The following is a 12,092-nucleotide window of genomic DNA, read 5'->3' as shown; positions in this document are numbered from 1 at the left end:
AAGGTGTCTTATTTAGAGTCAAATAAAACACCTTTAAATTAATCTAAAATTGATTGACCTACCACTTTTGGCGCATCAACCCGCAAACTCAACTGCTCACAGCGCACATTTAACCAAGGCTGACCTAAGCCTATTCCAGAAAAAGGACTTTCGACAGGGATTTCTAACTTAGAACCAATCAAACCCAACATAGACTCAAATTCAGCAGGGAATATTAGCAAATCAGCACCCTTAGTGCTGAAACTAGAAGCACTTAATCGCTGTCTCCATGCCAAGCTTTGTTGATTATACTTAAGACTGCACAATTTCCGGTTTTCCTGATGCACAGTAACATACTTTCCTTGTTCCCATGTAAACTTGGCTAGTTCCTTTGGTAGTCCCCAAATTTCTCGACCACCAGCCACCGAATCAGCATTATCTACATAAATGTGAGAAATCCAAGCGCCGATTTTTCTCTGGTAATTAACCAAAGCTGGGACAACAATTAACTCGCTGTACTCCAGTACCGAGCCTGACTTGTAATTAGATAAATACACGCTAGCAAAGGTTTTACCAGGCCATACAGAAATAATTTCTAACTCTAAGGGAATCAAAGGGCGCACTTGGTCAATATTTACCAAATGTAGAGTTTGGATAGCATAACCTTGAAGTGTCCAAGGTGCTTGTGGATATGGCATAAGAGATTAACCGGACTTATATAACTACCTAATTCCTAACGCCTAACTTATTAAAAAAAATCCCCACTCAGGCATTTGTCTGAGTGGGTAATTATAAGGTGGGACAAGATAATCTTCCCAAAAGAACTAGAGGAATTATTTGCTCTCTGTAAAATCAGCGTCAATCACATCGTCGCCGTTACTAGAACTAGAGGAACTGCTACTATCTTGAGGTTCACCACCAGATGTAGCACCGGCACCAGCACCGGCACTGGCACTAGCACCAGCTTGTTGATAGATGTTGCTACCAACAGCGAATAACGCTTGTTGTAATTCTGGGGTGAGCTTCTTGATTTGCTCATCGTCTTCTTTAGCAACTGCTTCCCGCAGTTCTTTTACTAAACCTTCGACTTTAGTCTTGTCAGCATCAGGAACTTTATCGCCCAACTCTTGTAACTGCTTTTCAGCTTGGTATGCCAAAGAATCGGCTTGGTTCTTGCGTTCAATCTTTTCACGCCGCTCTTTGTCAGATGAAGCGTTCTGTTCAGCTTCTCTTACCATCCGGTCAACGTCATTTTTATCCAGGGTAGAAGCGCCAGTTATGCTGATGGACTGTTCTTTACTAGTACCTTTGTCCTTAGCGGTGACATTAAGGATACCGTTAGCGTCAATGTCGAACACCACTTCAATTTGAGGGACGCCACGTGGTGCAGGAGGAATACCATCGAGGCGGAAGGTTCCCAAGCTCTTGTTATCGTTAGAGAATTCGCGTTCACCTTGAAGGACGTGAATTTCTACGTTGGTTTGTCCATCCACAGCCGTGGAGAAAACTTCAGATTTTTTGGTGGGAATTGTGGTGTTGCGGGGGATAATTTTGGTCATCACGCCGCCCAATGTTTCCACACCCAAAGATAGAGGTGTCACGTCTAACAGCAAGATGCCAGTTACATCACCAGCCAGTACTCCGGCTTGAATAGCTGCACCAACTGCTACGACTTCATCAGGGTTAACGCTTTGATTGGGGTCTTTACCCAATACCTGCTTCACAATCTGTTGGACTGCGGGAATCCGCGTAGAACCACCAACTAACACCACTTCATCAATATCGCCTTTGTTTAACTTGGCATCCCGAAGGGCGTTTTCCACAGGAATACGGCAACGGTCGATTAAGTCAGAACAAAGTTCTTCAAACTGAGCGCGAGTTAGGGTTGTATCCAGGTGCTTGGGCCCATCCTGGGTTGCAGTGATAAATGGTAGGTTGATTTCTGCTTGGGTAACGCTAGAAAGCTCAATTTTGGCTTTTTCTCCAGCTTCCGTAAGACGTTGTAAAGCTTGTTTATCTTTCCGTAGGTCAATACCTTCAGCTTTCTTGAACTTCTCAGCTAAGAAGTCAACTATTTTTTTATCGAAGTCGTCACCACCAAGGTGGGTATCACCAGATGTGGCTAGTACTTCAAAAACTCCGTCTCCTACTTCCAGCACGGATACGTCGAAGGTACCACCACCAAGGTCAAATACGAGGATAGTTTCGTTACTCTTCTTGTCAAATCCATAAGCCAAAGAAGCAGCTGTAGGCTCGTTGATAATCCGTAGAACTTCAATCCCGGCAATTTTCCCAGCGTCTTTTGTCGCTTGCCGTTGCGAGTCGTTGAAGTATGCCGGAACGGTGATTACAGCTTGGGTTACAGTTTCACCCAGGTATTTGCTGGCATCTTCAACTAGTTTGCGAAGAACTTTTGCAGAAATTTCTTCAGGAGCAAACGGTTTACCAGCTATCGGACAATCTAATTTGACATTGCCATTGCTGCTAAGAACTTTGTAAGAAACTTCTGTAGCTTCGTTACCCACTTCATCGTAGCGGCGACCGATAAAGCGTTTGACTGAGTAAAACGTATTTTCGGGGTTCATCACCGCCTGACGTTTGGCGATTTGACCAACCAAGTTGTCGCCATTTTTCGCAAATGCGACTACTGATGGCGTTGTCCGAAAACCTTCAGCATTAGCAATTACCGTGGGTTTACCACCTTCCATCACTGCCACGCAGGAGTTCGTTGTTCCTAAGTCAATTCCAACTACTTTTGCCATTTTAGGTGCTGGCTCCGTATAACTACAAATGAATGAATGAGAATATAAAGCACTAAATTTTGAACCAACAGGGTCAAGAAATCAGCTAGTTCAGCATCAATACCTTTGGTTTGGCTTTCCTGGGGTTAGAACTCCAGATTATGCTGATATATATACTGAAGCTTAGTGATAGCCAGTCCATGAAGGGTGGTTTCCCGAACCTTGCTTGGGACGGTTAAACTAACTAAATTTTGTTTTTAGTTGGTTCATGGATTAATTTGTCTTCACTCTGTCTAATGTAGAAGAATTAATACTTTCAGTAATTAGGGTGAACCGTAACGTCTGAGTGGTGTTTGCCGTCTTTTAAGGCAATAAACTACAGAAGGACTGGAGATTGGGGATGGGGCATGGGGCATGAGGAGAGAATAATAACTCAGCACTCAGCACTCAGCACTTAGAAGTTACTCAATCCCAGAAAAAAGAGTTTCCCAGTCAATCACAGGTGGTCTTTGTCCTTGGTTGACTATTTCAAAAATTTTCCTAGAGCTATTTGGCTGAAAAAGGCATTCTACACAAGCGTTTGCGACATCAATCCGGCTGGCATCACCCGAAAGTGTATCCCCAGTGCCTATGACCACACCGTATTTACCCCCAGTTTTTGCCTTCAGGAGGGTGTTGAGGTCGTATGAGGTATAGGGGCCGTCAATGAGGCGTCCTGGGCGGATAATGGTGTAGGGTAATCCTGAATTAATAATGAACTCTTCGCCTTTTTGTTTGGCATCCAACACGCCAAAACCATTAAGAATACTAAAAGGAAACTGATTTTTACGGAGAATTCCACAAGAAGAGACAAAAACGAATCGCTTCAAATTCTGGGGTGCTGCTGCTACTAGATTGCTGACACCTTGAGCATCAATTTTTGCCGGACTATTCTTTGCTTTTGCTTCACTAGATTTGGGATTAAGGAAAATAATTCCCCATTCAATCAAGTTTGGGGGTTGCTCAAACTCCCATCGTGCAGAGGGAAAGGCAGTGGTTCCGGTACAATTTATAATGTGGGTAACACCTGGCATTGCAGCTGGCAGTGTAGCTGGCTGACGGATGTCACCAACGGCAATTTCCACTCTCTGGTTAAACATTTCTTCAGCTTTTGCAGAATTGCGTGTCAGGACACGAACTTTCACGCCCTTTTCTAGTAACTTGCCTACCACCAGTTGCCCCACTCCACCAGTGGCACCAGCAACTAGTACCAAATCTTCAACTGAATCAAAAGAAGTCATAAAGTGCTTTTAAGATAGTCTATTGCTAATCTACCGAAAAAAATGCGATCGCCTACCGAGATTAAAAATTTTGCTATTGTAATTACAATCCCGATTCGAGTAGCAAAATCAGCACAATCATTAATTTGCGATCGCCATACCTATTAATAAAAGTCAGCGCAAGTATTTTTCAACCGATCGCTGCGATCGCAGTTAGAGGGGAATTGCCCCTGAATTGTTCGGTTCTACCACTGTCACCAGTATACAAATAGCTATAACCTCTTAGATAGTAGTGAAATGTCTAACCTAGACGCTGTTAGTCGCTCTTGAGTTAAGGGGTGAAAGCCTGTGTACCAATGGATATTGCCAAGCCTAAGCGGAATCTTGGCTGAAAATCAATCAAGTGTGGCAGAATGTTCACCTGCTAAAGCAGAGCAGCAGTGGCGTATCAGCCTCGCAGCGACAGAACATTTGCTATTAAATACTTTAGCAGACCCTTCAGTTGACACAACCCAAGGATTAGTTTTAGCTGCACCAGCACCCTTGTTTAGTCAACCAAAATTGACTCAAAGTTTACAAACAGTAACTTTTACAGCAAAACCATTTAACCCTTTGGCGCTGATGCCATTTCAGATGCCAGGTACGATACCTGCGGTAGACTACGCCAACGCATCTGTAAATGAAGACATTGCTGCCCATGATTCGGTACTTCCTTTACTACCTGCCGATCCTCTAGGTGCAGAACAGTTTTGCTTGGTTTTTACAGATAAATTTAGATTAGTGCTGGTTTTAGCAACCCACAAAAACGGTAAAAAAACTTTTTCATTTTCTTTTGAGCCAGAGATAGTGCAGCAGGCTTGGCGATCGCTAGGGGCACGAGTAATGCTGGCTAATCCAGAATTTTTTGCCCGCTTGGACGCATTAGTAGAACAGTATTCTCCGGTAGCACCAGACTACCGTATGATGATTCACTTTAGTCAGTTATTGCTTCAGGAATTAACAGAACCAGAAGAGACTAGAGACTCTTTACTAGGGACTGGGGACGAAGTAGGGGAGCAGGGGAGCAGAGGAGCAGGGGAGCAGGGAAGAAGAGTTTTCCCCAATCCTCAATGCCCAATGCCCAATGCCCATTACTCCTTATCCCAAGAGGGGGCCTCACCTTCCCCAAATCCTGATGTAGAATTGCTCCAAGCCTTCGCTCACGAAGTTCGCACACCTTTAACAACTATTCGCACCATGACTCGTCTGCTGTTAAAGCGGCGAGACTTAGATGCTAGCGCGATCAATCGTTTAAAAATTATCGATCACGAGTGTACCGAGCAAATTGACCGCATGGAATTGCTGTTTAAGGCCGCAGAACTAGAAACTACTGCCTCAGCAAAATCGTCAAAAACTCAACTCACGCCGATGTCTTTAGATCAAGTGTTGCAGCAGAGCATTCCCCGTTGGGAACAAGCAGCGCATCGGCGGAACTTAACTTTAAATGTTGTTTTACCCCAGCAACTACCGACAGTGGTAAGTAATCCTACCATGCTGGATCAGGTTCTTACTGGTTTGATGGAAAATTTTACTCGCAGCTTACCCGCTGGTAGCCATATTCAAGTACAAGTAATCCCAGCTGGAGATCAACTCAAGTTACAATTATCGCCGCAATTCCGGTGCAAAGATTCAAATAAAGCCACCATACCTGCAACGCCACCAATTCGCAAAGCTCTAGGTCAACTGCTGATGTTCCAACCAGAAACAGGTACAATTAGTTTGAATATCGCTGCAACCAAGCATTTGTTTCAGGCGATCGGTGGCAAACTAATTGTGCGCCAGCGTCCACACTATGGGGAAGTGATGACGATTTTCCTGCCTTTAGAAGTTAGCAATAAACAGAAACCGACAGTCAAGAATTAGAGATATAGCAATCCTATTTAAGTTGTGAAAATTTTTGTTATGGTCGTCCTTGGTCATTCGTCCTTTGTCATTTGCGGCTACAACGGACTAATGACTAATGACTAATGATTAATGATATGAAACAAAGTACTTTTCCACGCATCTAACAAATATTTCCACACCCATCGCCAAGGCGGTTTCGTCAAAATCAAACCGGGGATGATGATGGGGATATGCTAAGTCTTTCGCGGGGTTAGCAGAACCCAGAAAGAAATAACAACCAGGAACCTCTTCTAAGAAAAATGACATATCTTCAGCAGCCATAGTTTGACATTCTGGCACAATCCCTAGAGGAGTTTCTACCACTTCTTCTGCCACAGATCGCACTAGTTCTGCTATTTTAATATCATTAATTACTGGTGGATAAAGTGACCAATATTCTAAGTCATAATTTGCACCATGACTCTGACAAATTCCAGCAATAATCTGCTCGACACGCTGGTTAAAAAAGCCTTTCAAACTAGGATTAAAATACCTAACAGTAGCACTCATTCTCGCTGTATCAGCAATTACATTGCGTTTGGTTCCAGCGTGAAGTTCTCCCACTGTCACTACTGCTGAATCAATCGGATTAACATTCCGAGCGACAATGGTTTGCAAAGCATTTACGATTTGGGCAGCAACAACAACGGAGTCAACAGTTTGATGGGGTAGTGCGCCGTGTCCACCTTTGCCCAAAATTGTGCAGTTAAAGCACTCCACAGCTGCCATCAACGCCCCAGCACGCACACCCACTGTTCCTAAAGGCAAATTATTCCACAAGTGCAAACCAATAATCGCGTCAACATCTGGATTTTTCAAAACTCCAGCTTCAATCATCGGCTTTGCGCCTCCTGGTGATTCTTCCGCTGGCTGAAAGATAATTTTTACGATACCAGAGAAGTCTTGGCGATGCTGCTGGAGATAGTAAGCTGTACCTAAAGCGATCGCTGTATGTCCATCATGTCCACAAGCGTGCATCACTCCATCATGCTGCGATTTGTACGGCACTTCGTTAAGTTCTTGGATTGGCAAAGCATCCATATCCGCACGAATCGCTAAAACTTTTGGATTTTGGATTGTTTCTGAATCTTCCCCTTTACCTTTGATGGTGGCAACAATGCCAGTGTGGGCAATGCCAGTTTTATGCTCAATTCCCCATTCTTGCAGCTTTTGTGATACAAACTCAGCAGTCAGTTTTTCTTGAAAACCCAACTCTGGTTGTTGATGCAAACGCCGCCGCCACTCTACTAATTGCGGTTGCAATGAGCGGATTGAAAGTCGCATGCGAGATAGATCAACAGAAGAGGGATTGGGAAAGGTGGAAACCATTATGAAGACAAACTAGTTTAAGTACAGCTAATACCATTTTTTGAATTGGTATAACTGAGATTATTTTCCTAGTTTAACGTGACTTGGATCAGTCTTCAGTAAGGAGGTACTCAGCACTGAGTGCGGTCAAAGAGCCTCTAGTTGATGGCTGTTAATTTTCTCTCTAGGTCAAATAAAAATCCGTGGATATACTCTTCAGTCCATTCCGCACCGTAGAAGCGTTTAAACATCCCTCGCGCTGGGTCTTTTTCAGCCCGATATCGCAGGTATCGCAGTTGGGCTTGCTCAATGGCTACTAAATTTTGGGAATCTGTTACAGCTTCTGCCTGCTCCACGAAATCTAGATAGGCTTTCAAATAGTCTTTGAAAGCGGCAAACACCTGAGTTTCTACAACAGCTGTTTCTTGAGGACGAGTCCATAGAAAAGCGGGAGAGAAAAAAGGCTGTGCTTCTTCTGGAAAATCTCCTCCCCAAGACAGATGTTGTTGGTGGGTGTGGAAAATAGGCAGAATTGGTTCAGTATATTTCGCCTGATATGCTACATCGTCCCGAAATAGGGGCTGCATATCCAAAGCAATTAGATGTCCTCCTGGCAATGTCACCAAATCTGCCCCAAAAAAGGGTAAATCGTAGTTGAGACGGGGAAAAATCACAAAATTCAGCACTTGCAGCGAATTGCCACCCTGGACGTGAGCTGCCCGAATTTGCCGCAATTTTGCAGTTTGAAAGGCATAACTGGTGGTGACAACCTCTTCTTGATTCTTTCCCTTGCCCACAACAGCACTCTTGGACTCAAACCCAGTGGGGATAGGATAGGGCTGTAAATCCAAGCGCGATCGCATATAGGTGATCGCATAATCGAGAAATGGCTGATAGAGTGTCACGTCGCTTTGCTCCGAATTCAAAATTCAAAATTCAAAATTTAAAATTAATAATCCCCAATGCCCAATGGTTATCTTTTGCTGCCACTAACTGCTAGGGGAACAGCATCTTCAAATAAGAATTCATGGAGAAAGCGCTCTGCCCATTCATGACCAAAGTAACTGCTAAACAAACCAGATGCTGGATCGCGGTCTGCACTATATTGGTCATAGTCTTTTTGGGCTTTGATAATCCGCTGGATATCTTCAGGGTCTTGCAGCGGTTTGGCATCTGCTAACATTTGCCAATACAAGTTTAAATAATCTTGAAACGCTTCAAAGACTCGCGTTGCCACTGTTTCGGGATCTGTTTTGGCAAACAATAGGTATTTAGAAAAATACTGGTTGGCATCGTAAAACTTCATTTCTAAGTTTTGCGCCAAATCCGGGTATTTATCATGGAGAGATTTTAGCGGAACTATATATTTTTTTTGATAATCTTCATCCTGAAATAAAGGTTGAAAGTCAAGCACAATCAGGTTTTTGACTTTGCCAAAGGATAAAAAGTCAATTCCTAACAGAGGTAGATCGTAGTGATGACTGGGATAAACCACACTGTTAAAAATTTGAGCGCTTTCCCCAGCATCAATGTAGGTATAGCGAATTTTCCGCAACTCTTGAGATTGGTAACACCAACTGCGAATAGTTGCTGGGTTTCTGCCGCGATCGCTAACTTTGAATTCCAAACCAGGGGGAATGACCCTACTTTGTAAATCAAACCGCTGAAATAGCTCTTTTTCTAAAAATTCCAGGAAAGGCTTATACATGGAGCATGATTTATTAACCCTTGCATGAAAATAATTGATGGCGATCGTGCACGTCTCATTTATGAGAAACAAAGCAACATTCCTTAATGGGGCATGGGGATTGGGGATTAGGGATTAGGAATTAAAAAGAGGTAGAGGGGAAAACTCTTCTCCCTTGCTCCCTGCTCCCTGCTCCCTGCTCCCTGCTCCCTGCTCCCTGCTCCCCAGTCCCCAGTCCCTATTAACGCCTAGCATGATTGCGACCGATCATTAGCTCCAGGACTTCTTGGGAAACACAGCGACGCTCAGAACAATAAGTCATCAAGTTGATTCCGTTCATCATTCGTACTGTACTGACTCTGACACGAAAATCATCCGTAACAAACCAACAACGTTCCTGACCTTGATTATTGTCATAGTCAGTATCAATCGTCAGCACTCCATCATCAGCAAACTGATATCGGCTCACAACTGGAATGCTCTCAACATAGCCTTGGTTGCGAATCAGTTTTCCAGAACGCCTCGTTTCGTCGGGAACATCAACCAAAATCGCAGCATTATCGGTATTCGGTAGTCTGGTATCTAGGTTAGCCTGCCATGCAAAGCTAGCACCGCCTGTTGCTTTAGTCGGGTCTATCCCTTGGGCTTTACAAACTTCTTGGACTTTCAGATCGTCCTTTTCCATGACTTTTATAATCAAATTCGACTCCCCCGACTCATCCGCCGCCGAGTCAAAATGATGAACGGAGCGTTCCGTAAACCATGTACCCTCACTTTTACGAAAGAAGTCGATCATTGTCAAAGGCGGTATTATATGCATCTGTTTTGAAACCTCGTTTGATCAAATTTTGGCTTTATTAATACTGAGTGATGAGATGAAGTCCCGATTTAGCTAAAGTGTAGAATAACTCCAAAAGTGATATTTTAATCAGCTGATGACAAATAGTGAAATTCAACTTATTACTAGCGATGCCTACGGCAACGGCTTTGCCGAACGCCCCAGTCCAACTCCAGAAATCTTAACAGCCCTCAAAGCTGGAATCCCTGTGGATTCGATAGATTTGTACCAATTCAATTTGAGGGAAGTCGATTTACGACAAGCTAACTTGAGTAAAGCCAAGCTACTAGGAGCCGATCTCAGTGAAGTGGTCTTGAGTAATGTCGATTTGAGTGGGGCTGATTTACGAGGCGCTAATCTGCGAGGAGCCGATTTGAGTGGGGCTAATTTACAGGGAGCCTATTTAAACCGTGCTGACCTCCAACAAGCAAATCTCAGTGGTGCAAATTTGCAGGGAGCCAAACTCCAAGTAGCGCGTTATGATTCACAAACGAAATGGCCCCAAGAATATAATTACAAAACTTCTGGAGCGGTAGGACCAGGTGCTAATCTCAATGGTGCTTTTCTCAATACAGCTTCTTTACGAAATGCAGATTTACAAGGTGCTAATCTGCGTGGAGCCTACCTAAGTGGCGCTGACTTGACAGGAGCCAATTTACAAGGTGCTTATTTGAGTGGTGCTGATTTGACAAAAGCTTATTTGACAGGAGCTTGCTTGCGAAATGCTCGATTGACAGGAGCCGATTTGCGGGATACAGACTTGCGAGCAACCGACCTGAGTGATGCACAGATGGAGAATCTTCTAAGTATCGCTGGGGCAGATTTTACTCTTGCTCAAGGACTCACAGAAACAACTAAAGCTATGCTTTCCAGCCGTCCACATTCAGAACTCGACGTTTGGAACGCCTATACCCGCGCAACAACTCGTGAAAGTTTGAGTGCTTGACCGTACCAATTTTAGATTTTAGATTTTAGATGCAAGCCGCGCTGCTTATAGGCGAAATAAATCCAAAATTGTTTGACCAATTGTTCTGTAGTGAGTTTATAACGGCTGCCAGTTCTTTTTCAGGAGTGCTAAAAATGTCGCGTATCCTTCGGAAAAACTGGGCGGATCGGGTAGGACATATTGTGGAAATTCTTTATACGATCGCCAAGGTTCCGAAGCATTATGCCGCAAATATAAAGCAGATTCTGAGGAACCTGGTAGTCGCCAAGTCATTTGACCAGCTTGTATATCAGTCACAAATGCCTCCTCATCTAGAAAAAGTTGATCTTTTCTTCCAGATTTTGGCAGATTAACCGGATATTTTAGTCAAGTTTAAGGTAAAATAAAATATTTACTATTTAACTATTTATCTGATAAGTTTTCTCACGATAATTGCATTGCGGGCAAATCCAAACCGCTATTGTGGCAATAGGTCTTCTAAAGCAGCTCCAACAACTCGGTGATCCTCATCCTGTCTGAGTTGGTTGAGGGCCGCTTTGGCTTCTGGTTCGTCAAATCGTTTGAGGGCATAGCTAACTCGCACGCGCATCCGCCAAGATTCATCATTCACCAACGTTAGTATCTGGGATAATGCCGCAGTATGTTGGCTAGAGTTAGCTAGTAAGCCAAGTGCATCAACAGAAGATTCCTGAACTGTGAAATCTTCATCTTTTAAACCCTGAACGCATATATCAAATAGTTCTTCAGGGCAATCCATTTCAGCGATCGCAGCCAAAATGCTCCGCCTAACTAGCCAGTGGTCATCCTGATAATATGCCAAAACTAGATGAGAAACTGCGACTCTGCCAAATAGCGATAAAGAATTTGCCGCCTCAGCCCGCACGTTGGGAGTATCATCAAATTTCATAATTTGCATCAAAGCCGCAAAAGATTCCGCTGATTGTTGATTACCCAAACCTCTAGCCACAAAAGAACGCACTAAAAATTCGGAGTCATGAAGTTTACTTGTGAGCAGAGGAACTGCAACTTCTGATTCATAATCATTAAGGGCAGCGATCGCCTTCAAACGATAGTGAAAATCTGGGTTCTTCAGTTCAGCTTGGATTTTATGGATTTCCATAAGTGCATTTGGTACAGCTATTCTTTATTTTAGGGCATTGGACATGGGGGATTGGGCATTGGAAAAGAAGAGGCAGGAGGCAGGAGGCAGAAGGCAGGAGGCAGATCGCTTTTAGCGTCTCCCCTTGGGAGAAGGCAGAAGTTCTTTAATTTTGAATTTTGAATTGATTTGTCCCCCTTGTCCCCATGCCCTTGAGGAGTGCTGAGTGCTGAGTGCTGAGTGGGGAATCTCACTTCTTTACTCAGCACGGGCTAAACGCCCCGCTTCCGCTAACGGAACTCGAAACTCGGA

General features: G+C 43.8%; 11 protein-coding genes. 2 read left to right on the top strand and 9 right to left on the bottom strand.

Annotated features, from left to right (window positions below):
• Positions 1–38: 38 nt before the first annotated feature.
• The 3 genes from V7K41_RS23055 to V7K41_RS23045 all read right to left on the bottom strand — a co-directional run bounded on the left by V7K41_RS23055 (position 39) and on the right by V7K41_RS23045 (position 4,000).
• On the bottom strand, positions 39–677 hold the full coding sequence (locus V7K41_RS23055; RefSeq protein WP_334851974.1) for an acetoacetate decarboxylase family protein: 639 nt from the start codon (positions 675–677) through the stop codon (positions 39–41).
• 135 nt (positions 678–812) lie between these two features.
• Entirely contained in the window at positions 813–2,741 is a 1,929-nt protein-coding gene (dnaK, locus tag V7K41_RS23050) for a molecular chaperone DnaK (protein ID WP_334851972.1), read from the bottom strand.
• A 440-nt stretch (positions 2,742–3,181) separates the two neighbouring features.
• Positions 3,182–4,000 carry an SDR family oxidoreductase gene (locus tag V7K41_RS23045; RefSeq protein ID WP_334851970.1) on the bottom strand — a complete coding sequence of 273 codons (819 nt, stop codon included), beginning with the start codon at positions 3,998–4,000 and terminating at the stop codon, positions 3,182–3,184.
• A gap of 327 nt (positions 4,001–4,327) precedes the next feature.
• Between V7K41_RS23045 and V7K41_RS23040 the strand changes: the two genes are divergently transcribed.
• Positions 4,328–5,881 (top strand): sensor histidine kinase, encoded by a 1,554-nt coding sequence (locus V7K41_RS23040; protein WP_334851968.1) that lies wholly within the window; start codon positions 4,328–4,330, stop codon positions 5,879–5,881.
• 108 nt (positions 5,882–5,989) lie between these two features.
• On the opposite strand, the gene V7K41_RS23035 is transcribed toward V7K41_RS23040, so the two are convergent.
• From V7K41_RS23035 to V7K41_RS23020, 4 genes are all read right to left on the bottom strand, one after another.
• Positions 5,990–7,231, bottom strand: coding sequence for a M20 family metallopeptidase (locus tag V7K41_RS23035; RefSeq protein WP_334851966.1), 1,242 nt, complete (start codon positions 7,229–7,231; stop codon positions 5,990–5,992).
• Between the two features lie 137 nt (positions 7,232–7,368).
• Positions 7,369–8,115, bottom strand: coding sequence for a phycoerythrobilin:ferredoxin oxidoreductase (locus V7K41_RS23030; RefSeq protein ID WP_334851964.1), 747 nt, complete (start codon positions 8,113–8,115; stop codon positions 7,369–7,371).
• Positions 8,116–8,183: 68 nt separating this feature from the next.
• Complete coding sequence (locus V7K41_RS23025) at positions 8,184–8,918, bottom strand: 15,16-dihydrobiliverdin:ferredoxin oxidoreductase (protein ID WP_334851962.1); 735 nt, start codon at positions 8,916–8,918, stop codon at positions 8,184–8,186.
• A gap of 220 nt (positions 8,919–9,138) precedes the next feature.
• Positions 9,139–9,717: a phycobiliprotein lyase gene (locus tag V7K41_RS23020; protein WP_334851961.1), complete on the bottom strand. Its 579-nt coding sequence runs from the start codon at positions 9,715–9,717 to the stop codon at positions 9,139–9,141.
• 115 nt (positions 9,718–9,832) lie between these two features.
• Between V7K41_RS23020 and V7K41_RS23015 the strand changes: the two genes are divergently transcribed.
• A complete protein-coding gene (locus tag V7K41_RS23015) occupies positions 9,833–10,681 on the top strand; it encodes a pentapeptide repeat-containing protein (protein ID WP_334851959.1) in 849 nt (282 codons plus the stop codon).
• Between the two features lie 96 nt (positions 10,682–10,777).
• On the opposite strand, the gene V7K41_RS23010 is transcribed toward V7K41_RS23015, so the two are convergent.
• Entirely contained in the window at positions 10,778–10,978 is a 201-nt protein-coding gene (locus V7K41_RS23010) for a hypothetical protein (protein WP_334851957.1), read from the bottom strand.
• 160 nt (positions 10,979–11,138) lie between these two features.
• Positions 11,139–11,801, bottom strand: a complete 663-nt coding sequence (locus V7K41_RS23005) for a HEAT repeat domain-containing protein (protein ID WP_322709565.1) — start codon at positions 11,799–11,801, stop codon at positions 11,139–11,141.
• Positions 11,802–12,092: the final 291 nt, after the last annotated feature.

It is taken from the genome of Nostoc sp. (assembly GCF_036917415.1).
GTDB lineage: Bacteria > Cyanobacteriota > Cyanobacteriia > Cyanobacteriales > Nostocaceae > Nostoc.
The sequence above is the reverse complement of the archived record's forward strand: the minus strand, read 5'-3'. Positions and strand labels throughout refer to the sequence as shown.